At 59.9% G+C, this 22,074-nt stretch carries 21 protein-coding genes; 11 read left to right on the top strand and 10 right to left on the bottom strand.

The annotated features are described in order from the left end of the window. Positions 1-66: 66 nt before the first annotated feature. Genes ACKLKD_RS20900 through ACKLKD_RS20910 form a run of 3 tightly spaced genes read left to right on the top strand, consistent with a single transcriptional unit; the run spans position 67 to position 4,423 of the window. Entirely contained in the window at positions 67-2,451 is a 2,385-nt protein-coding gene (locus tag ACKLKD_RS20900) for a dynamin family protein (protein ID WP_087805775.1), read from the top strand. Beyond that, on the top strand, positions 2,448-3,353 hold the full coding sequence (locus ACKLKD_RS20905; protein WP_370511764.1) for a diguanylate cyclase regulator RdcB family protein: 906 nt from the start codon (positions 2,448-2,450) through the stop codon (positions 3,351-3,353). The genes ACKLKD_RS20900 and ACKLKD_RS20905 overlap by 4 nt, the downstream gene beginning before the upstream one ends. Continuing rightward, on the top strand, positions 3,350-4,423 hold the full coding sequence (locus ACKLKD_RS20910) for a patatin-like phospholipase family protein (protein WP_080897803.1): 1,074 nt from the start codon (positions 3,350-3,352) through the stop codon (positions 4,421-4,423). The genes ACKLKD_RS20905 and ACKLKD_RS20910 overlap by 4 nt, the downstream gene beginning before the upstream one ends. 66 nt (positions 4,424-4,489) lie before the next feature. On the opposite strand, the gene fabF is transcribed toward ACKLKD_RS20910, so the two are convergent. Genes fabF through ACKLKD_RS20930 form a run of 4 tightly spaced genes read right to left on the bottom strand, consistent with a single transcriptional unit; the run spans position 4,490 to position 8,927 of the window. After that, the gene (gene fabF / locus ACKLKD_RS20915) at positions 4,490-5,764 is read right to left on the bottom strand and encodes a beta-ketoacyl-ACP synthase II (RefSeq protein ID WP_080897804.1); all 1,275 of its coding nucleotides are present in this window, start codon (positions 5,762-5,764) and stop codon (positions 4,490-4,492) included. Between the two features lie 19 nt (positions 5,765-5,783). After that, positions 5,784-7,346, bottom strand: a complete 1,563-nt coding sequence (locus tag ACKLKD_RS20920) for a DHA2 family efflux MFS transporter permease subunit (protein WP_087805777.1) — start codon at positions 7,344-7,346, stop codon at positions 5,784-5,786. Next, on the bottom strand, positions 7,343-8,386 hold the full coding sequence (locus ACKLKD_RS20925) for an HlyD family secretion protein (protein WP_087805779.1): 1,044 nt from the start codon (positions 8,384-8,386) through the stop codon (positions 7,343-7,345). Before ACKLKD_RS20925 ends, ACKLKD_RS20920 begins: the two co-directional genes overlap by 4 nt. After that, the gene (locus tag ACKLKD_RS20930) at positions 8,370-8,927 is read right to left on the bottom strand and encodes a winged helix-turn-helix transcriptional regulator (RefSeq protein WP_025712436.1); all 558 of its coding nucleotides are present in this window, start codon (positions 8,925-8,927) and stop codon (positions 8,370-8,372) included. The genes ACKLKD_RS20925 and ACKLKD_RS20930 overlap by 17 nt, the downstream gene beginning before the upstream one ends. Before the next feature lie 320 nt (positions 8,928-9,247). Between ACKLKD_RS20930 and asd the strand changes: the two genes are divergently transcribed. Then, positions 9,248-10,366, top strand: a complete 1,119-nt coding sequence (asd, locus tag ACKLKD_RS20935) for an aspartate-semialdehyde dehydrogenase (protein WP_080897807.1) — start codon at positions 9,248-9,250, stop codon at positions 10,364-10,366. Between the two features lie 37 nt (positions 10,367-10,403). Here the strand turns inward: asd and ACKLKD_RS20940 are convergent, their stop codons facing one another. The 5 genes from ACKLKD_RS20940 to hpxW form a co-directional block, all read right to left on the bottom strand. Then, on the bottom strand, positions 10,404-10,826 hold the full coding sequence (locus ACKLKD_RS20940; protein ID WP_025712438.1) for a GNAT family N-acetyltransferase: 423 nt from the start codon (positions 10,824-10,826) through the stop codon (positions 10,404-10,406). A gap of 72 nt (positions 10,827-10,898) precedes the next feature. After that, positions 10,899-11,285 carry an oxalurate catabolism protein HpxZ gene (gene hpxZ / locus ACKLKD_RS20945; protein WP_025712439.1) on the bottom strand — a complete coding sequence of 129 codons (387 nt, stop codon included), beginning with the start codon at positions 11,283-11,285 and terminating at the stop codon, positions 10,899-10,901. After that, entirely contained in the window at positions 11,282-12,679 is a 1,398-nt protein-coding gene (locus tag ACKLKD_RS20950) for an AtzE family amidohydrolase (RefSeq protein WP_087805781.1), read from the bottom strand. Before ACKLKD_RS20950 ends, hpxZ begins: the two co-directional genes overlap by 4 nt. After that, on the bottom strand, positions 12,676-12,861 hold the full coding sequence (gene hpxX / locus ACKLKD_RS20955) for an oxalurate catabolism protein HpxX (RefSeq protein ID WP_025712441.1): 186 nt from the start codon (positions 12,859-12,861) through the stop codon (positions 12,676-12,678). Before hpxX ends, ACKLKD_RS20950 begins: the two co-directional genes overlap by 4 nt. Before the next feature lie 10 nt (positions 12,862-12,871). After that, entirely contained in the window at positions 12,872-14,458 is a 1,587-nt protein-coding gene (gene hpxW, locus ACKLKD_RS20960) for an oxamate amidohydrolase (protein WP_025712442.1), read from the bottom strand. A gap of 179 nt (positions 14,459-14,637) precedes the next feature. Between hpxW and hpxU the strand changes: the two genes are divergently transcribed. The 7 genes from hpxU to hpxK all read left to right on the top strand — a co-directional run bounded on the left by hpxU (position 14,638) and on the right by hpxK (position 21,038). Next, complete coding sequence (gene hpxU / locus ACKLKD_RS20965; protein WP_025712443.1) at positions 14,638-15,477, top strand: MurR/RpiR family transcriptional regulator HpxU; 840 nt, start codon at positions 14,638-14,640, stop codon at positions 15,475-15,477. A gap of 213 nt (positions 15,478-15,690) precedes the next feature. After that, on the top strand, positions 15,691-16,476 hold the full coding sequence (locus tag ACKLKD_RS20970; protein WP_080897809.1) for a transporter substrate-binding domain-containing protein: 786 nt from the start codon (positions 15,691-15,693) through the stop codon (positions 16,474-16,476). A 9-nt stretch (positions 16,477-16,485) separates the two neighbouring features. After that, positions 16,486-17,151, top strand: coding sequence for an amino acid ABC transporter permease (locus ACKLKD_RS20975; RefSeq protein WP_025712445.1), 666 nt, complete (start codon positions 16,486-16,488; stop codon positions 17,149-17,151). Next, entirely contained in the window at positions 17,151-17,807 is a 657-nt protein-coding gene (locus ACKLKD_RS20980; RefSeq protein ID WP_004176118.1) for an amino acid ABC transporter permease, read from the top strand. Before ACKLKD_RS20975 ends, ACKLKD_RS20980 begins: the two co-directional genes overlap by 1 nt. Further along, positions 17,788-18,525 (top strand): amino acid ABC transporter ATP-binding protein, encoded by a 738-nt coding sequence (locus ACKLKD_RS20985; protein ID WP_004179947.1) that lies wholly within the window; start codon positions 17,788-17,790, stop codon positions 18,523-18,525. The genes ACKLKD_RS20980 and ACKLKD_RS20985 overlap by 20 nt, the downstream gene beginning before the upstream one ends. A gap of 15 nt (positions 18,526-18,540) precedes the next feature. Continuing rightward, positions 18,541-19,782, top strand: a complete 1,242-nt coding sequence (locus tag ACKLKD_RS20990; RefSeq protein ID WP_025712446.1) for a pyridoxal-phosphate-dependent aminotransferase family protein — start codon at positions 18,541-18,543, stop codon at positions 19,780-19,782. Then, positions 19,779-21,038, top strand: coding sequence for an allantoate amidohydrolase (gene hpxK, locus ACKLKD_RS20995; RefSeq protein ID WP_080897810.1), 1,260 nt, complete (start codon positions 19,779-19,781; stop codon positions 21,036-21,038). The genes ACKLKD_RS20990 and hpxK overlap by 4 nt, the downstream gene beginning before the upstream one ends. Positions 21,039-21,056: 18 nt before the next feature. Here hpxK and ACKLKD_RS21000 read toward each other — a convergent pair whose 3' ends face one another. Beyond that, positions 21,057-22,034, bottom strand: a complete 978-nt coding sequence (locus tag ACKLKD_RS21000; RefSeq protein WP_080897811.1) for an NAD(P)H-dependent flavin oxidoreductase — start codon at positions 22,032-22,034, stop codon at positions 21,057-21,059. Positions 22,035-22,074 lie beyond the last annotated feature (40 nt).

Genomic DNA, 22,074 nt, shown 5'->3' on the forward strand with positions numbered 1-22,074 from the left:
AAGCGACAGGACCAATATCAGGACTCATTCAAGTGGTCTCAGCAAATGCATATATAAGGAATAATAATGCACGAGAATAATATCACGTTACTGTGTGATGAAGCAGAACGATTATTGCGGCTTAATATTAGTTTACTACAGAAAATGATTGATGAGCCGAATGTCCTTCTCGAAAACAAACTAAACAACGACGAACAACTCTTTAATAAAAGCAAAGCCATAAAAAGAATTGAAGAATTACAGGGTGAACAAACCAAAATTACCCGTAAAGAGATGGTGCTGGCCGTCGTAGGGACCATGAAAGCCGGCAAATCAACAACCATCAACGCAATTGTGGGCAAAGAGATCCTGCCAAACCGCAATCGCCCAATGACCTCAATCCCGACTCTCATTCGTCATGTACCGGGCAAACATATCCCGGACCTGCAATTAAATAATATCGAACCTGTTCAGCAACTGCTGATCGCCCTCAAGAAGACGATAACGACCGACGAAGGCAAAAAGCTTGTACTTGAACTAGATAAGGATCCGGAGAAAGGGAAATTACTGCGGATTGTCATGGATGGTAGCTGGTTAAAAAATAACTATGCAGGAGAAGCTGAAATTTTCACCTGCCTGGCTTCGCTAAATGACCTGGTACGTCTGGCTACTGAGCTGCATGTAGAATTTCCGTTTGAAGCCTATGAAGAGGTGCATGAACTGCCGGTTATTGAAGTCGAGTTCAGCCACCTGACGGGGATGGATGATAGCCAGGGCACACTGACCCTGTTGGATACCCCAGGGCCAAATGAAGCCGGGCAACCCCATCTCCAGACAATGATGCGCGATCAGTTACAAAAAGCTTCTGCGGTTCTGGCCGTGCTGGATTACACCCAGTTAAATTCCGTAGCCGATCGTCAGGTACGCACAGAACTTAATGATATTGCGAATGTGGCTGCCGGCCGTTTGTTTGTCCTGGTCAATAAATTCGACCAGCAAGATTGTAATAGTGATACCGCCGAGACGGTCAAACAGAGCGTGCCCGCAATGCTTGAGCAGGGTGTTCTGAATAGCGATCGAGTGTACCCTGGCTCGGCTCGCCACGCGTACCTGGCCAACCGCGCCCGCAACGAGATAAGTCAGGCCGAGATGCTGTCTGATCGGGAAGGGTGGGTGAAAGATTTTGCAAAACTGGCCTTCGGCATAACCTGGGAAGCAGAGGATCTCGCGAGTCTGGATGATGTCAGGAGAAACGCCGATAAAATCTGGCGCCGTTCATTGTTTGATAAGCTCATTACCGAAGTTATCCAGGGCGCACATGCTAAAGCAGCATCGCTGGCCGTCGATTCTGCCGCAGCAAAGCTGGTTCAGAACGCGGAAAATGCTAATGAATATCTCTCGGTGCGCCATCAGGGGTTGTTGACCAGTATTCAGACCTTACAACATCAGATCAACGGGTTGCTTAGCGATATCGATAATATCGCCGCCTGCCAGAAAGATGTCGACGGCGAGGTGCAACGGGCCATGAAAGACATCACTCGTGCAACGGATGCGTTGCTGGAACAGGCCGAATCAACGCTGAGCAAAAAACTGGATGAATACTTCAAAAATGGGAAGCGCCAGGAGAAAGACGCACTTGCGATCGATCCGTCGCAGGAATTACAGAGCCGCAATTTCCTTGGCATGTTTGTGAAGACGCTGACCGGTACGGCGCAGCCGCGAGTGCGCGATTTCAATCCGCAAAACCCGGAAATGACATTTAACTCGCGTTTTGACGCCGAAAAATTCGTCCAGCAGATCGAAGATTCTGTCACCAGTTTGCTGGCGGAGACCGAAGTAAAAATTAAACCGACGCTGACCGAGATCGTTGCAGGCATAGAAAACAGCTTCCATGGCACTGCGCTTCAGGCCGTTGAAAGAATTGCCCATCAAATCAACACGCGTCTGGAAGACGATGGCTTTACTGTCAATATTCACTTCCCTAAAGTGAGTCAGCTGCAAACCAACCTGTCTATCAGAACCCGCATGACCAGTTTACTGGAGGAAAAAACCTTCAGTGAAACCAGGCGTCGCCGTTCCGATGGGGCATGGGGAACGGTATGTAAGTGGTTCAACACCGATGACTGGGGCTGGGAAGATTACAGCGTCACTGTTACTCGCAGCGTGGTGGATATTCGCAAGATTAAAACGGCTGTGAATAAACAGACCAAAGAGCATTTTGCCGAGTTAAACGAGGCCATCAACGCGAGGATCAACAAGCCTATTCTGAACGAAATTGAGTCATTCTTCGCGACCTTTAAAAATAAAGTGGAGCAGTTGCGTAATACGCTTATCCAGAGCACCGAGGACCATAAAAACAGTCAGAATGCGCAGGAACAACTGACGCTGCGCCTGCGCGAACTGAATAAACTCACACCGGAGATGATCCGCGACAGCAAAGCGTTGAAAGAAGAACTGGAGCCGATGCTGTGATGAACCCAATTCAGGAAGCATTTCCCGATCATCAGCCATGCCAAATTCTGACGTGCCTACCGGAAAAGTTTATTGTTGATTTCGCCAACGGTATCGATCTCACGCAAGATCACCTTCGGGTGCAGAAAAACCGCAGCTTTATCACGCGGATGAAAGAAGGGCTTAGCGGTCAGTCTTCCGCCCGGCAGCACGCGATTAATAGTGCACTTGCGGTTGGCGTTGAGGCCTCACTGACGTGGCTCACCGAACTCACCTCCTCGTTGGCTACCACCAACTATGCCTTGACGCAGGTGAATGACAGAGTGACGTCTCTGGTCACGGATACCGCACTGCTCGCCCACTATTCTGCCGACACCCGTGAGCAACTGACTGCACTGTCTCTGCAGCTGAGCCAAAAGCTGAACCACCTCGAGCAGCAGCTTCATCGCGTCGATATGCTCCAGCGGGGCCAATTGCATCTTGAGCAGATATTTTCCAACTGGAGCGCCGGACGGTACTCAGCCCTGCCGTTGGCCGGACGCTGTTATGTCGCCCTTGAGGAATTACGCTGGGGAGCATTCGGCGATGTGATACGTCATGGTGATACGTATCAGGCAAAGCAGATGATCGACATTCTCACAAACAAAGCTTTAGCCCAGCTTGCCGCCGATCACAACAGCCTGGCGAGCGTACGCCACGACACGCACAGCTGGCTGTCGTGGCGTGCAGGCCAAACAAAGCAAAATGACTGGCCTGAGACACTCAACTGGATGGCTGACTGGTGTACTGAAGATGCTCATCCTGTTATCTGGGCTACGACCCATATACAGGACAATTTACCGTTGCGTATGCCGCGTCTGTGTTCAGCAGAACGCATTGCTGGCAGCATGGTTGAGGAAATATTCAGTCAGGAGGCCGTATGAGCCAAACGATGACAGTGGGTCTGGCGCTTTCCGGCGGTGGGGCGATTGGAGCCTATGAAGTAGGGATCGTCAAAGCGCTTGCGGAGTCTGGAATCGACGTCCATATGGTTTCCGGCGCCAGCATTGGCGCGCTGAACGGCGCGATTATCGCCTCTTCTTCAGGGCTTTCGCAGGCGGCGGAACGGATGGCGGAAATCTGGACCCATCTGGGCAATGACACCGTTTTGTCGGTCAACAAATCAGCCTATTTTTCACTGCTGTTGCAGTTTGGCATCGGAATGGGGCTCTCCCCGATACTCAGTAAGACGGGAAGCATGCTCAGTACGATCCTCAATCGCGCTGCGCTGTTAACCGGCATGAAAGGAATTGAGAATCAGCCTTTGCTCTCGGATCAACCCTTGATTAACCTGATGGATCGCTATCTGGACATGAACGCCCTTGCCAGCGGCTTACCCCTTTTCGTCTCGTTGTATCCCACGGAGGGCGGATTGCAGGATATTCTCCGTTGTATAGCTGCCGAGCTGGGCTTAGGCTCAACGCGCGATTCCGAATTTTACCATGTGCAAAATTTACCCCAGGAGCAGCAAAAAGAGGCGCTACTGGCATCAGCGGCCTTGCCGTTGCTGTTCAACCCCCGTGAAGTCAACAACACCAGTTATAGCGATGGCGGTATGGGCGGTTGGGCAAGTTTGCAGGGGAATACGCCGGTTACACCACTGGTGGAGGCTGGTTGTAACATGGTGATCGTCACCCATTTAAGCGATGGTTCTCTATGGGATCGTCGGGCATTTCCTGATACCACGGTATTAGAGATCCGACCGCAGCGTTCATTACGCCGCAACGAAGGGGCGCTGGGTGGTGTAAAAGATCTGCTGGGCTTTACGGCGATGCATATTGATTCATGGATTGAACAGGGCTATCACGACTGCATGAGCACTCTGGCGCGCATCTGTAAACCACTACAGGCCAGACGCACGCTACAAGCGTCCGGTACTGCGCTTGAAAGCAGTCTGGCAGAGAACAGCAAGGCGGATTCGGTCTTGAAAAACGCAATGTCCCGACTGAAATAGGCGCATGATGCTCAATGGAACGAGCTGGCCCCCCCCGCCGGCCAGTGCCCGCGGGGGTGCGAACGATTATTCCCAACGTTTCAGCAGCAGGCTGGCGTTAACGCCGCCAAAGCCAAAACCGTTCGACAGCGCATAGCGCATCTTCTGTGGGCGGGCCTCCAGCGCCACCAGGTTCATGCCTTCCGCCTCTTCATCGGGGTGGTGCAGGTTCAGCGTCGGCGGCACTACCTGGTCACGCAGCGCCTGAATGGTGAAGATGGCCTCGATCCCGCCGGCTGCGCCTAGCAGATGGCCGGTGGCTGATTTCGTCGAGGTAATGGCGACGGGATGGGCGCCAAACAGATTTTTAATCGCCGCCAGCTCACCTTTATCACCGACCTGCGTTGAGGTGGCGTGGGCGTTGATATGGTCAATCTCTGCGGCGGTCACCCCGGCCTGGCGAAGGGCGGTTTCCATGGCCCGACGCGCGCCGTTACCGTCTTCAGGGCCCGCGGTCAGGTGATAAGCATCTGCGCTGGTGCCGTAGCCGACCAGCTCGGCTAGCGGCGTGGCACCGCGCGCCAGCGCGTGCTCCAGCGACTCGATCACGATAAGCCCCGCGCCTTCTCCCATCACAAAACCATCGCGGTCACGGTCAAAGGGGCGGGATGCGCTTTCCGGCTGGTCGCTGTAGGCGCTGGACAGCGCCCTTGCGGCGGCAAACCCGGCCAGACTAACGCGATGAATTGCCGCTTCCGCGCCGCCGCAGAGGGCGATATCCGCCTCGCCACTGCGGATCATCCGCGCCGCATCGCCGATGGCCTGGGCGCCTGCCGCGCAGGCGGTGACCGGCGCGCCGATGGGCCCCCGGAAACCGTGGGCGATAGAGACATGCCCGGCGGCCAGGTTGGCCAGAAAAGAGGGGATGGTGAACGGCGAGAGGCGACGCGGCCCGCGTTCATCGGTGGTATGTACCGCATTGGCGATCTCGCTGAACCCGCCGATCCCGGTGGCGATCACCGTGGCGGTGCGTTCCTGTTCGGCCGCGGATGCCGGCGCCCAACCGGCCTGGGTCAGCGCTTCGCGAGCGGCGACCAGCGCAAACTCAATAAAGCGATCCATCTTTTTGCGCTCTTTCGCCGGGATGGTCGCCAGCGGGTCGAAGCCGTGCAGTGGATCGCTGTCAATAGACGGCACCTGGCCGGCCACTTTGCAGGGAATATCCGCAACCAGCTGCTCGCTGAGTCGGGTAATCCCTGACTTTCCTGCCAGCAGCGACTGCCAGACGTGCTGTACGCCGCAGCCCAGCGGGCTGACAATCCCCATCCCGGTGACGACAATGCGTTTAACGGAAACGCCCATAGTTAACTCTCCTGTAGTATCAGTGTGCTGGCGGCTTTTTCATCAAGGGAACCAGCAGCGCGGCAAGCAAAAAACCCATCATGATGAGGTAGAACGCATCGGAAAATGCCTGGGTTCGCGCCTCCCGCAGCGTCAGTGCGGAAAGATTTTTCAGCGCCGCCGTCTGCGCGGCATCCGGCGAGATCCCCTGGACGGTGAAGTTTGCCGCGCTGCGCTGAACAAAATCGCTCATCGCCAGGTTGGCGTTATTCAGATGGTCCGCCAGGCGGCTGTAGTGCAAATTGGTTCTGTCGTTAAGCACCGTGCCGCACAGAGCGATGCCGATGGCACCCCCGAGGTTGCGCATCAGATTAAACAGCCCGGAGGCCAGCTTCAGACGCGCGGGCGGCAGACTGCCCAGCGTCAGGGTCACGGTAGGCGCAACGGCAAACTGCTGCGCCAGTCCGCGAAAGGCCTGCGGGAGCAGCAGCTGTTCCGCTCCCCAGTCGTGGGTGATAGGGACAAAGCTGTACATCGAGACCGCAAAGCCGATCAGCCCGGCCATCAACAGCCAGCGCAGGTCGACGCGGTTGGCGAGCCACGAATAAAACGGAATCGACATCACCTGGAACAGGCCGGTGGAAAATACCGCGAGGCCAATATCCAGCGCGCTGAAACCGCGCACACTCCCCAGATACAGCGGGGTTAAATAGATGGTGGCGAAGATGCCGACGCCGGCCATAAACGAGAAATAGCAGCCGAGGCTGAAGGTTCGATCCTGCAGGGCGCGGAGATCCATCACCGGCTGCGGATGGCGCAGGGTGCGGATAACAAACGCCACCCCGCAGAGCAGGGCGATCCAGGCGGTGGTCGTCAGGGTCGCGTCATCAAACCAGCCCCAGCGCGGACCTTCTTCGAGGGTATATTCCAGGCAGCCGAGGGACAAGGCCAGCAGCAGAATACTGAGATAGTCGGCGCCGCGCAGCAGAGTGGGGTCGGCGCTGTCTACTTTTACCAGCAGCGGCACTGCCACCGCAATGTAAATCCTCGGAACAATGTTGATAAAGAACAGCCAGTGCCAGTTGTAGTTTTCGGTGATCCAGCCGCCCACCGTCGGACCCAGCGTGGGGGCTAGGGAGGCCAGGCCGCCGATCGTCGCCGCGGCAATGACCCGCTGTTTGCCCTGAAAAAAGGCGAAGGCGGTGGTGAACACCAGAGGGATCATCGATCCGCCCGCCAGCCCCTGCAGGGCGCGGAAGGCGATCATACTCTGGATGTTCCACGCCCAGCCGCACAGCAGGCTCATTAGCGTGAAGCCCGCCGCGGAAGCGGCGAACAACCAGCGGGTTGACATGACCCGGGCCAGCCAGCCGGAAAGCGGGATGATAATGATCTCGGCAATCAGATAGCTGGTTTGTACCCAGACGGTTTCATCGTCGCCCGCCGACAGGCCGCCGCCGATATCCCGCAGCGAGGCGGAGACGATCTGGATATCGATAAGGGCGATAAACATCCCCACGCACATGCTGGCGAACGCGAGGATCTTCTTCGCCGTCGGCATCGACAGACCCTGCGGGGCGGACAGCGCCTGAGCGGTGCTCATCGCTGGCTCTTTTCATTGACGGTGACGATCACCGACAGGCCCGGGCGCAGGACGTCAAGCTTTGCCCCGTCACCTTCCAGCGCGATGCGGACCGGCACGCGCTGCACGATTTTAGTGAAATTACCCGTCGCGTTCTCCGCCGGCAGAATGCTGAAGCGTGAGCCGGTCGCCGGCGCCAGGCTGGCGACATGGCCCTTAAAGGTATGGTTCGGCAGCACATCGGCGACGATGGTCACCGGCTGGCCGGCACGCATATGCGCCAGCTGGTTTTCCTTGAAATTAGCGTCAATCCACAGGCCGTGCGCAGGCACCAGGGAGAGCAGCTGCGTACCGCTGCTGACAAACGAGCCGGACCACGCGCGGCGGTTGCCAATCACCCCATCGAACGGCGCGCGAATGTCGGTATAGCTGAGGTTCAGCCTGGCCATCTCGAGGTTAGCCTGAGCCTGCGCCAGGGCGGCCAGGGTTTGTTGCTGGCGAGCATCCAGTATCGCCAGCTGACGTTCGGCCACGGTTTTATCCGCTTTGGCTTTCTCCTGCTCGGCGTGTGCCCGGCGGTAATCGGCGGAGGCGTTATCACGGATCTGTGCGGAAATCGCGCTCGATGCGGCGAGAGCGTTATAGCGTCGGTTGTCGTTCGCCAGTTTTTCGGTGGCCGCCGTGGCGGCCAGTAACGAGGCCGCAGACCCGGCAATGGTCGCCTGCTGCAGCTGGCGGGTGGCCTGGATATCGGCCAGCGCGGCCTGCTGCGCCGCCACTTTTCCGGCGGCTTTCGCGAGGGCGGCGCGATAATCGCGGTCGTCAATACGGATCAACAGATCGCCTTTTTTCACTGCCATATTGTCCTGCACCGCCAGCTGCTGGATATAGCCAGAGACTTTGCTGGAGATGGCGCTAATGTCGCCGCCAACATACGCATCATCGGTGGTCTGCATAAAGCGCCCGCTATGCCACCAGTATGCGCCGTAGCTCGCTGCCGCGAGGGCGGCGACGCCAAGCGCCGTCAGGGTGAGGAGGCTTTTCTTACTGGTCGGATTCATTGCTGGCATCTCTGTAAGGTTCCGGCTGGAATTTTTGCCCGCTGTCGCCTTCGCGTTTGCGCAGCAGATATTCATGACGATATTTCATCAGCGGCGAGGCGGCGGGTCCCGGCACCATGGCGTATTTACCCGGGATAATCTCTTCCCCGGTCGCTTTATCCACCATGACTGGATCCACGCGGCGCTGGGTGGCGGTTTCCACCAGCTGCATCTGACGCCCTTCGGGGGCGAAGTGGCGATTACCCCATTCTGCCAGCGCCAGCAGCACCATGCGGAAATCGCGGCCGCGTTCCGTGAGGTGGTATTCGTAGCGCGGCGGGGTGCTGCTGTAGCACACCTTCTCCAGCAGTCCGTCATCCACCAGCTCCTTCAGACGGCGTGACAGAATATTAGGCGCGACGTTGCTGCTTTTCTGAAACTCGTCAAAGCGGGTAAAGCCCGCGAAGGCGTCGCGCAGGATCATGATGCTCCAGCTGTCGCCGATGCGGCCAAGGCTGCGGGCGATGGGGCAGGGAGCGTGGCAAAGCGGTTCGTTTTTCATGAGTAGAACTGGATGAGTCGGTGGCGTCGTGAGCAAATTGACATAGTCACTATCAAAATGCAAGTTACTCTTCGCCGCGCTCTGGACGTGAGCCGATCCCATTTCTCAAGGCCGTTTCTTTCTGCGAATGAGTATCCGCCGTCTTTAACCGCCAATGACGTTTTTTTACCGGGATAAGAGATAAAAATCGCTGATGGTGGATGAAACATTTTAATAATGACAGAAATCGATGTGGTGGCTGATGACCTTTATTGGGGGATGCGATATAAAGTATTGCGAAATGCAAATTAACATTCTCATAACTTATAAAGGTTAAATAAATGAAGCAGGTGGGTATTGTCGGCTGGCGAGGAATGGTAGGCTCTGTATTACTGCAAAGAATGATTGAAGAAAATGATTTTGACGATATTACGGCGCATTTTTTTAGTACCTCCAGTGCGGGTGGCGCGGGTCCTGTTATTAAGGGTAAAAGCGACATTCTTAAAGATGCCAGTTCCCTCAGTGCCCTCGCCGAAATGGATATCATCATTACCTGTCAGGGCGGAGATTATACCAAAGCCATTTATCCTGCTTTAATTAACCATGGCTGGCAAGGTTACTGGATTGACGCGGCGTCGGCGCTGCGGATGGATGAAAAAGCGTGCATTATTCTCGACCCGGTCAACCGCGATAATATTGATCGTGCTGTGCAAGCAGGAATTAAACTGTTTGTCGGTGGCAACTGCTCCATTACGCTGAGCCTGATGGGTCTGGCAGGATTAATAAAAGCCGAGCTGATCGAATGGATGAGCGTGATGACCTATCAGTCTGCCTCCGGGGCGGGCGCCAAACAGGTGCGGGAATTAATCGCGCAAAGCGCTTATATCAGTCAGCATTTATCTGCGGATGAACTGACGTCATCAGGTTCCGTGCTGCCATTGGTGAATAAAGTGAGTGCGCTGATTAACAGCGCGGGCATGCCGGTAGAGCATTTTGGCGTGCCATTAATGGGCAGTATCATTCCGTGGATCGACAGCGATTTAGGCGATGGAAATAGCCGCGAAGAGTGGAAGGGCGAGGCGGAAACCAATAAAATCCTTGGCCTTGCGCCGGGTACCATCCCGGTCAATGGTTTATGCATTCGCGTCGGGGTGATCCGCTGCCACAGCGCGGCGATTACACTGAAACTGAAACGTGAGGTCAGCGAAGCAGAATTTGCTGAGTTAGTCACCCATTCCCATCCGTGGGTAAACTATGTCCGCAATAATAAGCAGGAGAGTGTCAGTCAATTGACCCCGGCGGCTATTAGCGGTTCGCTGCAGGTTGGAATTGGCCGCTATAAGAAAATGGCGCTAAATAATGAACCCGTCTACTCGGTGTTAACGGTGGGCGATCAGCTATTGTGGGGCGCGGCGGAACCCCTGCGCCGCATGTTAAATATCCTGCTGGGCAAAATATAATTACAGTTATCCGGGGTAAGCCCTCGCGCGCTGGCGGTTAAGACAACGGTTTAACGAAGCGCTTGCGGACCTCCTTGTAGCCGTTACTTTCATAAAATTGATGCGCTCTGATTCTTTTTTCACTGCTTGAAAGCTCGATCTGAGCGCATTGTTTATCGCGGGCGAGACGCTCAGCGGCATGGAGAAGCTGGCGGCCTATTCCTGAACCACGTGACGCTTCCTCAATGACCAGCGCGGAAATTAATGCCCATAACCTGTTTTCATGTACTGGTAAAATAAAATTGATAACGATGACGCCACACACGGCGTTTTCTGCTTCAGCCACCAGCACACTTAGCGTACTTTGCGGTGCAGAGATGCGTTGTTCTAAGATCGCCGTCTCCGTCTGATAGCCCAGCTGCAGAAATAGCGTTTGCAGCGAGGGGATATCTTTTGATTCCGCTGTTCTGATTAACACCATGATCATCGACTCCAAACAGAGTATTACCGGACCGGAGACTTTATTCCCCCGGTCCGCTCCAGTGTACGCCACTCAGTCCATCAGACTGACCTGGGCGGCAACAATCCGCCAGCCGTAGGGGAAGCGCACCCACGTTTGTTGCTGGCGGCCCAGGCGGGCGCTGCCCTCGCGGGTGAACTCGGTGCTGCACACGGCCATATCCGCGCCAAAGGTGGTGATGGTGGTCTGGTGCAGGTCGCGGGCCAGACCGGCGGCGGGGCGGGCGGCGCGAAAAGCGCGGATCGCCTCGATACCATACAGATTCTCGCCGGCCCCCAGCCGCACGGTGCGCGGGTCATGCCAGAACAGCGCATCCAGCGCCTCGATGTTATTACTGACCAGCGCCTCTTCATACTGATAAAACGCCGCCGTTACCTCGGCGAGGATCGCCGGGCGGTCTACATTGTCCAGGTTGATCATGCTGCACTCTCCGCCACTCGGGCATCGGTAATGCCCATCGCTTCCAGCGCCCGCGCGGCGCGAAGACAGGCTTGTTCGTTGAACGGCGCGGCAATCAGCTGCAGGCCAATCGGCGTGCCGCTGGCGGTACGCAGGGGCACGGTCACTACCGGCAGCCCGAGGAAGGAGATCGGCTGCGTCAGCATTCCCATGCTGGCGCGCACCGGCAGCGGCTGGCCGTTAATCACCATCTCCTCCGCGCCTATCGGCGTGGCGCTGCATGGGGTGGCCGGGGCGATCAGCACGTCGGCTTGGCTGAACAGGGATTTCATCGCCTGGCGGGCATGACGGCGAAAACGCTGGGCCTGCAGGTACCATGCGGAGGGGATCATCGCGCCGGCCAGCAGCCGCTCGCGGGAGTGAGGTTCAAAGCGCTCGGGCGAGTGGCGAAGATCCGTCAGGTACTGATTGCCGCCTTCGCTGGCGCTGATGATAAAAGCTGCCGAGCGGGCCAGCGCGGCATCCGCGAACTGCAGTTCGCTGTCGGCACCCAGCGCGTGGGCGACCCGATCCACGGCCGCCCGGGCGTCGTCATCGCACCAGGTGGTGAAATAGCCGCCCAGCCGCGCGCAGCGCAGCCCCTCCAGCCCCCGCTCCAGCAGATTGCCGGTGCGCTCGCTGGCTTTATCAGCCTGAAAGTCATCGGCCGGGTCGCGCCCCTGCAGGGCGTCATACACCGCGGCGAGGTCGGCCACCCGGCGGGCAAAAGGACCAATATGATCCAGACTGGCGACAAACGGATGGCTGCCGGAACGGGAGAGGCGGCCGAAAGTGGGTTTCAGGCCAAAGATCCCGCACAGCGACGCGGGGACGCGGATCGAGCCGTTGGTGTCGCTGCCGAGGCTGAAATGGACCAGCCCGGCCGCCACCGCCGCGGCCGAACCGCCGGAAGACCCGCCGGCGATCCGCGACAGATCGTGCGGGTTGCGCGTCGCGCCATAGTGGCTGTTTTCGGTGGTAAAGCCGTAGGCGTAGGCGTCCATGTTGAGCATCCCGCTGAGCAGGGCGCCGGCGCTGTGCAGCTGGCGCACCGCCCAGCTGTCGCTGGCCGCTGGCGGCCGATCGCTCAGCAGTTCCGCCCCGGCGAGGGTGGTATGTCCGGCGACGTCAAACAGATTTTTCACCGCATAGGGAATGCCAGCCAGCGGCGGCAGGGGACGCTTTTCCCGGCGCAGGGCGTCAATGCTGTCGGCCTCCGCCAGCATGCGCTGGGCGGTGACCTCGGTCCAGGCGTTGATCTGCGGATTCACGCGGGCGATAGCGTCCAGCGTCTGGCGGGCGATCTCCCGGGCGCTCAGTTCGCCCTCGTGCAGCGCCCGCTGAAGCTCGGCGATGGTGAAGTGATGAAGTGTCATGCTTTATACACCCCCGCAATCTCCTCGCGCGGCCCGAGGGGATAGTCCATCAGCGGCTGCGCCATGGCGGCGATACGGGCAAACTGGCGCGCCAGCTCCTCACGGCGCGGCGCATCCAGCTCCATATCCAACAGGTGAGTCATCTGCGTCAGATACTCGCTCCAGTCTGGCTGTGTGGTCATAGTCTGCTCCTTAGTATCCGGCGGCGGCGCCGTTGCTGCGTGGATCGGTCGCCCCTTCAAGCAGGCCGTTGGCATGGCGGACAATGGCGCCGGCGTGTCCCATCGCTTCGCTGAAATCGGCCAGCACGTCGACTTCGTGCCCCAGCTCGCGCAGGCGCGCGATACAGGCGGGGGCAAAGCGTCCCTCCAGCTTCAGGGAGTCGGAGGACTGGCCCCAGGTGCGCCCCAGCAGCCAGCGCGGGCGGGAGATGCTCTCCTGCAGCGGCACCCCCTGCAGGATATAGCGGGTAAATAGCGCCGCCTGAGTTTGCGGCTGACCGTCGCCGCCCATTGAGCCATAGACCATCACCCGGCCATCGTTCAGGCGCGCGGCGGCAGGGTTGAGGGTATGGAACGGCTGTTTGCCAGGGGCCAGCGCCAGGAGATGCTGCGGGTCGAGGCTGAAGGCCGCCCCGCGGTTTTGCCAGACGATCCCGGTGTCCGGGATCACCACGCCGCTGCCGAACTCGTGATAGATACTCTGAATAAACGACACCGCCAGCCCGCTGTTATCCACGACGCCCATCCAGACGGTATCGCCCGGGCCTTTGCCGCCGCCCCAGGGCGAAGCGCAGGCGTCGTCGATGCTGTCGGCCAGCGGCTGCAGGGCTTCCGGAGTGAGCAACTGCTGAACATCGACATCCAGATGGCGTGGATCGGTGATATGCGCATCGCGCAGGGCAAATGCCCGCTTGGTGGCTTCAACGATACGGTGCACCGTTTGCGCGTCATCGGCATCGGCCATGTTCAGGCGGTCGGTGATGCCAAGGATCGCCAGCGACACCAGCCCCTGTGTCGGCGGCGCAAGATTCCACAGCGTGCCCTGCTGGTGCTGGAGCGTCAGCGGCGTCGGACGCCGGGCGCGGTGGGCCTGCAGGTCGCCGAGGGTGACCGGCATCCCCAGCGCGGCCATGCCCTGCGCGAGACGCTCGGCCAGCGGCCCGCGATAAAAGCTGTCGAGGCCGTCGCTGGCCAGCAGGCGCAGGGTACCGGCGAGGGCGGGCTGGCGAAAGCGGCTGCCGGGCCGCGGGGCCTCGCCCGCTACCAGCCAGGTTTCGCTGAATCCCGGCTGATGGCGCAGCTCTTCCAGTTTGCTGGCGGTGGCGTGGGCCTGCGAGGCGGTGACCGGAATGCCGTCTTCGGCATAGCCGATCGCATCGGCCAGCAGGCGTGCCACCGGCAGCGCGCGGCCGGTTAAGTCCCGTGAAATACGCAGCGCCTCGTCCCAGCCGCTGACGGTGCCGGCGACGGTCAGCGCGGCCTGCGCTCCCCGGTGGGGAATATGCCGCTGTCCGGCGTAGGCCTCGAGGGTGGCCATTGACCCGGCGGCCCCGCTGGCGTCAATGGCGATGGGCTCTCCCTCCGGCGGTACAATCAGCCAGAAGCCATCCCCGCCGAGACCGTTCATATGGGGATAGACGACGGCGATGGCGGCGGCGGCAGCCACCATCGCTTCAATGGCGCTGCCGCCCTCGCGCAGGATCGCCAGCGCGCTCTGGCTGGCGAGGTGGTGGGGAGCGACCGCCATGCCGTGGGTCGAAACGTTGCTACTGTGCATAAATTATCCTTTCTGAACGAATCACCCGCAGAACATTGCAAAAGCTGTTCCACCTCTGAACGTTTCGTTTCATTGATAAAAACAATGACCGTCATTTTCCCACTGGCACGCTATGTGTAAGGCATAGCAGATACAGTATGATGAGGGATAGCTGATGAAACAAAAGTTACAGGGGCGCTATGCAACAACTCGATGAACGACTGAAAGGGCAATACGCCTCGCTGTCGCCGCAGGAGCAGCGGGTGGCGGATTTCATCTTCGACCATTTTGATGACCTGATAAGTTACAACAGCGCCGAGCTGGCGCAGCTGAGCGGCGTGTCGAAAGCCACCGTCAGCCGCCTGTTTAAGCGCCTCGGTTATGACAAATATAAGGACATGCGCGATGAACTGCGCACCCTGCGCCAGAGCGGGATGCCGCTCACTGACCAGCGCGACGCGGTGCAGGGTAACACGCTGCTGGCGCGCCATTATAAGCAGGAGATGGCGAACCTTACCCAATGGGTCAACGCCCTCGACGCGGGGCAGTTCGCCGAGGCGCTGACGGCGATGGTGGCCGCGCGCCGCATTGTGGTGATAGGCATGCGTAACGCCTATCCGGCGGCGCTGCACCTGCGCCAGCAGCTGCTGCAGGCCCGCGGCCAGGTGCTGGTGCTGCCCCAGCCGGGCCAGAGCCTTAGCGAAGAGCTGGTCGATCTGACCGCTGATGATCTGGTGGTGATGATGGCGTTTCGCCGCCGGCCGCGAATAGTCCGCCCGCTGCTGCAGCAGCTGCAGCGCGATGGGGTACCGGTCCTGTTACTGTGCGAGCCGCAGGCCCACAGCCTGTTTCCGCTCTCCCGCTGGCAGCTTTGCGCGCCACTGGACAGCGTCTCGGCTTACGACAGCTATGCCTCGGTCAACAGCCTGATCAATCTGCTGGCTAATGCCTTTCTCCATGAAACGCTCGACAGCGGGCGTCCGCGGATCCACGACATCGCCACGCTTTATCAGCAGATGGATGAGCTGGAACAACGCTGATGGGGCGCCAGCGTGGTGCTATGCATTATTTTGGTGCGTAAAATTCCACGTTTGGCGCTCTCTTTATCGATCCTCTGCGCGCTGAATGCCCGTCTTATCTCGCTTTTAACCTTATCCCCCTCTAAAACCACGCATCGTCCGTGTCTGGCACATTAGTTGCAGAAACAGGTTCAAAGAATCTTTTGTTTCATGCTAACGTAACGGGTAAACACCATGAAAAAACTGTTGATCGCGCTGGCCGGGGCCGCTTGTCTCCTTTCGTCTGTTTCTGCCGCGCGGGCGGACCAGCTCCAGGATATTGAAAAACGCGGCGTCATTCGCATTGCCGTACCGCAGGATTTTCCGCCGTTCGGCTCGGTGGGCACCGACCTGCAGCCGCAGGGGTATGACATCGATATGGCGCGCTACCTGGCGAAATCGATGAAGCTCAAGCTGCAGCTGGTCCCGGTGACCAGCGCCAACCGCGTGCCGTATCTGCAGACCGATAAGGTGGACCTGGTGATCTCCAGCCTCGGCAAGAACGCCGAGCGCGAGAAAGTGATCGACTTCAGCCGCGCCTATGCGCCGTTCTTCCTCGGCGTGTTTGGCCCGAAAGGGGCGGAGCTGAAGGACGCGGCCGCGCTGAGTGGTAAAAGCATCGGTGTAACCCGCGGGGCGGTGGAAGATATGGTGCTGACCAGCGTGGCGCCGCAGGCAGCGCAGATTAAGCGCTACGAGGATAATAACACCACGCTGTCGGCTTACCTGTCCGGTCAGGTGCAGTATGTCGCGACCGGCAATCTGGTGGTGGCGGCCATCTCCCGGCAGAACGCCGACAAAGCGCCGGTGCCGAGCTTTATGCTGAAGGACTCGCCATGCTTTATCGGTCTGAAAAAGAACGAACCGGCGCTGAAGGCGAAAGTGGATACCCTGATCGAGGAGGGCATTAAGGACGGCACCCTCAACGGTCTGTCCGAGAAGTGGCTGAAAGCGCCGCTGCCTGCCAGCCTCGGCGCGTAAGGTCTGTTAATGACGGAGCAACTTCATTTCTCTGAGCTCTGGCCGCACTGGCCGGAGCTGCTGGCCGGCCTGTGGGTGACGGTGCAGTTGACGGTGCTGGCGACGATCGGCGGCCTGGCGATCGGCATCCTCGGGGCGGCGATCCGCAGCGGGCGCCCGGGCGTCCTCAGCCGGGTATGGGGCGGATATGTGGAAATTATCCGTAACACGCCGTTTGTGGTGCAGCTCTTCTTTATCGTCTTTGGTTTACCGAACCTGGGACTGAAGATGACCGCCGGTGAAGCGGCGCTGCTGGCGATGGTGGTTAACCTCGGCGCCTACAGCACCGAGATCGTCCGCGCCGGCATTCAGGTGACGCCGAAGGGCCAGTGGGAAGCCGGTCGCGTGCTCGGGCTTAGCCGGACGCAAACCTTCGTTCGCGTCGTATTGCCCCCGGCGCTGCAGCGGATTTACCCGGCGCTGGTCAGCCAGTGCATCATCGTGATGCTCGGCTCGTCAGTGGTGTCGCAGGTCTCCTATGAGGAGCTGACCTTCGCCGCCAACCTGATTCAGTCGCGGACTTTTTTGAGCTTTGAGGTCTATCTGGTGACCACCGGGATCTACTTAGCGTTATCGATAGCGATGCGCCAGCTGCTGATGGCGGCGGGGCGTAAATGGCTGGGGGTGCAGGCCTGATGACCACTTTTACTGACTGGGACATTATCCGCAACCTGCTGCTGGCCGGTCGCTGGACGGTGCTGCTGTCGCTGGTCGCGTTCACCGGCGGGGCGCTGGTGACCTTACCGTTACTGCTGCTGCGCCTCACCGGCGGACGCCAGGTGAAACGGCTGATCCGCGGCTACATCGAGCTGTTTCAGGGGACGCCGCTGCTGATGCAGCTGTTTCTGGCATTCTTTGGCGTGGCGCTGTTCGGCGTCGACGTCTCGGCGTGGACCGCCGCCTCGGTCGCTCTGACGCTCTATACCAGCGCCTTTCTGCTGGATATCTGGTTCGGCAGCATTCGCGCGCTGCCGAAAGGCCAGTGGGAGGCCTCGCGCTGTCTCGGGCTGAGCTTCGGCCAGACCCTGTACCGGGTGGTGGCGCCGCAGGCGCTGCGCATTGCCATCGCGCCGACCGTCGGGTTTGCTGTACAGGTGATCAAAGGGACGGCGCTGGCATCGATTATTGGCTTTGTGGAGCTGACCAAGGCGGGGACGATGCTGACCAACGTCACCTACCAGCCGTTTAAAGTGTTTGCCCTGGTGGCGCTGGGCTATTTCATTCTGTGCTATCCGCTGTCCCGCTATAGCCGCTATCTGGAGAACAAATTCAATGCCTCTCATCACCATTAATCAGATGCAGAAGTACTACGGCGACAACCATGTGCTGAAGGGCGTCGATCTGGATATCGACATGGGGGAAGTGATCTCGATCATCGGCCGCAGCGGCTCGGGTAAAAGCACGCTGTTGCGCTGCATCAATGGTCTGGAGGGCTACCAGGAGGGGAGCATCAAACTCGGGGGCATGACCATCACCGACCGCGATTCCCAGGCCCGGGAGATCAGCCGCTCCATCGGCATGGTGTTCCAGAACTTTAACCTGTTCCCGCACATGACGGCGCTGGAGAACGTCATGCTGGCCCCGCGGCGGGTGCTGAAGAAGTCCCAGGCCGAATGCCGGGAGCTGGCGCAGCGGATGCTGGAGAAGGTCGGTCTTGGCGATCGTCTGGATTACTATCCGGCCAACCTCTCCGGCGGCCAGCAGCAGCGCGTGGCCATTGCCCGGGCGCTGGCCATGTCGCCGAAAGTTTTACTCTGTGACGAAATCACCTCGGCACTCGACCCGGAACTGGTGGGGGAAGTGCTGAAGGTGCTGGAGCAACTGGCGGCGGAAGGTATGACGCTGATCCTCGTCACCCATGAAATGAATTTTGCCCGCGAAGTGGGCGACCGCGTGGTGTTTATGCATCAGGGGCGCGTCTGGGAGCAGGGCGACAGCAAAACGCTGTTCGCCAGCCCGCAGACCAGCGAACTGAAACAGTTTATCTCCTCGGTGCGCGGTCTTAACTAACGTAAGGAATGGCAGATGGATATCACTCAGTTTTCGCAAATTAACCCGCCGCAGCGCCTGCTGATGGGGCCGGGGCCGATCAATGCCGACCCGCGCGTGCTGCGCGCCATGGCGAGCCAGCTGGTTGGCCAGTACGATCCGGCGATGACCCACTATATGAATGAAGTCATGGCGCTTTACCGCGGCGTGTTTCGCACCGAAAACCGCTGGACGATGCTGGTCGACGGCACTTCGCGCGCCGGGATCGAAGCGATTCTGGTGTCGGCTATCCGTCCGGGTGACAAAGTACTGGTGCCGGTGTTCGGCCGGTTTGGTCATCTGCTGTGCGAGATCGCGCGTCGCTGCCGGGCAGAGGTGCACACCATCGAGGTGCCGTGGGGCGAGGTCTTTACGCCGGATCAGGTTGAGGACGCGATCAAGCGCGTGCGCCCGCGCCTGCTGCTCACCGTGCAGGGCGATACTTCCACCACCATGCTGCAGCCGCTGGCAGAGCTGGGGGAGATTTGCCGTCGTCACGATGTGCTGTTCTATACCGACGCCACCGCGTCGCTCGGCGGCAACCCGCTGGAAACCGATGCCTGGCAGCTGGATGCCGTGTCCGCCGGGATGCAGAAGTGCCTGGGCGGTCCTTCCGGCACCTCGCCCATCACCCTCAGCCCGCGGATGGAAGAGGTCATCCGCCGCCGCCGCTGCATTGAGCAGGGGATCCGCACCGATGCGCATCACGACGGGGTCGACGAGATGATCTACTCCAACTATTTCGATCTCGGCATGGTGATGGATTACTGGGGGCCGGAGCGCCTCAACCACCATACCGAAGCGACCTCGGCGCTGTTCGCCGCCCGGGAATGTGCGCGACTGATCCTCCAGGAGGGACTCGACAACGGCATCGCCCGCCACAAACTGCACGGCGATGCGCTGCTGAAGGGCGTCCAGGCGATGGGGCTCGAGACCTTTGGCGACCTGCGGCACAAAATGAATAACGTGCTGGGGGTGGTGATCCCCAACGGGGTCAACGGCGATCAGGTACGCAAGCTGATGCTGGACGATTTCGGCATTGAAATTGGCACCTCGTTTGGCCCGCTGCACGGTAAAGTCTGGCGCATTGGCACCATGGGCTATAACGCGCGTAAAGACTGCGTGATGCAAACGCTCAGCGCGCTGGAAGCGGTCCTGAACTACCTCAGGTTCTCTACCACTCAGGGCGCGGCGATGCAGGCGGCCTGGGATCACTACCGCACCGAGGCCACCCTATGAGTGACACAGTCCGCCAGCAGGCGGAGAGAGAAGCGGCGGCCAGCCGGGTGATGGCCCGCGCCGATCGGCTGGCCACCCTCAGCGAAACCGCTGATGCCCTGACCCGGGTCTATCTGTCACCCGAGCATCTGCAGGCCAACCAGCTGGTGGGCCAGTGGATGCAGGCTGCCGGCATGATGGTGTGGCAGGACAGCGTCGGCAATATCTGCGGACGCTATGAAGGGCAACAGGAGGGGGCGCCGGCGGTGCTGCTGGGTTCTCATCTTGATACCGTGCGCAACGCCGGGCGCTACGACGGCATGCTCGGCGTGCTGGCGGCGATTGAGGTGGTCCAGCGTCTGCACCAGCAGGGGCGACGGCTGGCAAAGGCAATCGAGATCGTCGGCTTTGGCGATGAAGAGGGTACCCGCTTTGGCATCACCCTGCTCGGCAGCCGCGGCGTCACCGGCACCTGGCCTGAAAGCTGGCTGTCACAGTGCGATGCTGATGGAGTGAGCGTCGCCCAGGCGCTGGTGAATGCCGGACTCGATCCGGCGCGGATCGGCCACGCCGCCCGTCACCCGCGGGATATCGCCGCCTATCTGGAGCTGCATATCGAGCAGGGGCCGTGCCTGGAGCAGGCGGGGCTGGCGCTCGGTGTGGTGGAGGCAATTAACGGCGCCCGACGGCTGAACTGCCGCTTTACCGGCGAAGCTGGCCATGCCGGCACGGTGCCGATGCAACATCGTAAGGACGCCCTCGCCGCGGCGGCGGAATGGATGGTGCAGGTGGAGAACCTGACCCGGCAGCGCGGCGGTAACCTGGTGGCGACGGTCGGCACCCTGCGCTGTGCGCCGGGCGCGGTAAACGTGATACCGGGCGAGGTGCAGCTGACGCTGGATATTCGCGGCCCGCAGGATGCGCCGCTGACGGCGCTGCTGGATGAGCTACTGGCGCAGGCGCAGGCCATTGCCGGGCGTCGCCAGCTGCGTTTCGCCGCCGAGGAGTATTATCGCATCGCCGCCACCGCCTGCGACAGTCATCTGCAGGCGGTGCTGGGCGAGGCGGTAGCGGCGGTGCAGGGGCGTTCGCTGACGCTGCCGAGCGGCGCAGGGCATGACGCCATCGCCATCGCCGAGCGCTGGCCATCGGCCATGCTGTTTGTGCGCTGCCTGGGGGGCGTCAGCCATCACCCGGCGGAGTCGGTCACCGCCGCCGACGTCGGGCTGGCTATCGACGCGTTCTCCCGGGCGGTAGAGAAGGTGGCCGACGCCTGATCGCGCCGGCTGGCGGCTTCACACCGCCAGCTGGTTGACCACTTCGGCGACGGAGGCGATGGTACGGATGTTGCCGATCCCCGCGCCCACCGAGATATACCCCTCATCGGTATTTCCCTCCAGCATGCCCAGCCGCATCCCGCGCAGGCCGCCCATCGCCTGGGCCAGCTCGGCGTTTGAGGCGCCGGCACGATCCATGGCCACCAGTTTGTCGCTCAGTTTGCCGGGCAGGGCGCGATAGTAGTCCGGCAGGGTGCGGAACAGGCGCAGATCCAGACCGTTGGCGGCCACAATTTTCGCTTTCACCGAGTCGGGAACCCGGCTTTCGATGGTGCTGATAAATACCGAGCCGGCGAAGACCCCTTCCGCACCGAGGGCGTGGACGGCGCGCGCGCCCCGGGCGTCGGTGATCCCTCCGGCGGCCATCACCGGAACCCGCTGTACCGCGTCAACGATCAGCGGGACGATGGTGAAGGTTCCGAGGGCAGTGGCCGGCAGCGTACCACCTTCGTCAAAGCCGGTGGCGACGATAATGTCCGCTCCGGCCTGCTCCGCACGGCGGCTGTTCTCCGGCGTTGGGTTGATATCGCGATAGATGATGGTGATCCCGGCGGCTTTCAGCTCATCAAACAGCGCCGGTTTTAATGAACCATCGCCGTAGCCGGTGTAGACCACCACCTTAACCCCTTCCTCTTTGATCACCGGCAGGATCGCCGGCGTCCAGATGTCGTTTTCCGCCGTCGGGATCAGGTTGACGCCAAAGGGTTTCTCGGTCAGCTGTTTGGTTTTGCGGATCTCTTCGCGCATTTTCTCTGCGGTGGCCTCCGGAGTGGAAACGGCGGTTGCCGCCGTCAGCCCGGCGTTTGGACCCAGCACGCCAAGCCCACCGGCGTTGCCGACAGCCGCCACCAGACGCGCATCGGTCAGCCAGGAGAGCGGCCCCTGGACCACCGGTTTTTCAATACCCAGAATGCGGGCGACGCGGTTAGATTGCATGATATTTTTCCTTGTATGTTAATAAGTTATAAATTTCTTC

The organism is Klebsiella sp. 10982, from assembly GCF_048589245.1.
In the GTDB taxonomy this organism is placed as follows: Bacteria; Pseudomonadota; Gammaproteobacteria; order Enterobacterales; family Enterobacteriaceae; genus Klebsiella; species Klebsiella quasivariicola.

Bases quoted from the DNA above. Each gene is read 5' to 3' on its own strand.
- ACKLKD_RS20910 (WP_080897803.1), top strand. From the start codon at position 3,350: ATGAGCCAAACGATGACAGTGGGTCTGGCGCTTTCCGGCGGTGGGGCG.
- asd (WP_080897807.1), top strand. From the start codon at position 9,248: ATGAAGCAGGTGGGTATTGTCGGCTGGCGAGGAATGGTAGGCTCTGTA.
- ACKLKD_RS20920 (WP_087805777.1), bottom strand. From the start codon at position 7,346: ATGAGCACCGCTCAGGCGCTGTCCGCCCCGCAGGGTCTGTCGATGCCG.
- hpxU (WP_025712443.1), top strand. From the start codon at position 14,638: ATGCAACAACTCGATGAACGACTGAAAGGGCAATACGCCTCGCTGTCG.
- ACKLKD_RS20900 (WP_087805775.1), top strand. From the start codon at position 67: ATGCACGAGAATAATATCACGTTACTGTGTGATGAAGCAGAACGATTA.
- ACKLKD_RS20940 (WP_025712438.1), bottom strand. From the start codon at position 10,826: ATGGTGTTAATCAGAACAGCGGAATCAAAAGATATCCCCTCGCTGCAA.
- ACKLKD_RS21000 (WP_080897811.1), bottom strand. From the start codon at position 22,034: ATGCAATCTAACCGCGTCGCCCGCATTCTGGGTATTGAAAAACCGGTG.
- hpxX (WP_025712441.1), bottom strand. From the start codon at position 12,861: ATGACCACACAGCCAGACTGGAGCGAGTATCTGACGCAGATGACTCAC.
- ACKLKD_RS20990 (WP_025712446.1), top strand. From the start codon at position 18,541: ATGGATATCACTCAGTTTTCGCAAATTAACCCGCCGCAGCGCCTGCTG.
- ACKLKD_RS20950 (WP_087805781.1), bottom strand. From the start codon at position 12,679: ATGACACTTCATCACTTCACCATCGCCGAGCTTCAGCGGGCGCTGCAC.
- hpxK (WP_080897810.1), top strand. From the start codon at position 19,779: ATGAGTGACACAGTCCGCCAGCAGGCGGAGAGAGAAGCGGCGGCCAGC.
- fabF (WP_080897804.1), bottom strand. From the start codon at position 5,764: ATGGGCGTTTCCGTTAAACGCATTGTCGTCACCGGGATGGGGATTGTC.
- ACKLKD_RS20930 (WP_025712436.1), bottom strand. From the start codon at position 8,927: ATGAAAAACGAACCGCTTTGCCACGCTCCCTGCCCCATCGCCCGCAGC.
- hpxZ (WP_025712439.1), bottom strand. From the start codon at position 11,285: ATGATCAACCTGGACAATGTAGACCGCCCGGCGATCCTCGCCGAGGTA.
- ACKLKD_RS20925 (WP_087805779.1), bottom strand. From the start codon at position 8,386: ATGAATCCGACCAGTAAGAAAAGCCTCCTCACCCTGACGGCGCTTGGC.
- ACKLKD_RS20980 (WP_004176118.1), top strand. From the start codon at position 17,151: ATGACCACTTTTACTGACTGGGACATTATCCGCAACCTGCTGCTGGCC.
- ACKLKD_RS20975 (WP_025712445.1), top strand. From the start codon at position 16,486: ATGACGGAGCAACTTCATTTCTCTGAGCTCTGGCCGCACTGGCCGGAG.
- ACKLKD_RS20970 (WP_080897809.1), top strand. From the start codon at position 15,691: ATGAAAAAACTGTTGATCGCGCTGGCCGGGGCCGCTTGTCTCCTTTCG.
- ACKLKD_RS20985 (WP_004179947.1), top strand. From the start codon at position 17,788: ATGCCTCTCATCACCATTAATCAGATGCAGAAGTACTACGGCGACAAC.
- hpxW (WP_025712442.1), bottom strand. From the start codon at position 14,458: ATGCACAGTAGCAACGTTTCGACCCACGGCATGGCGGTCGCTCCCCAC.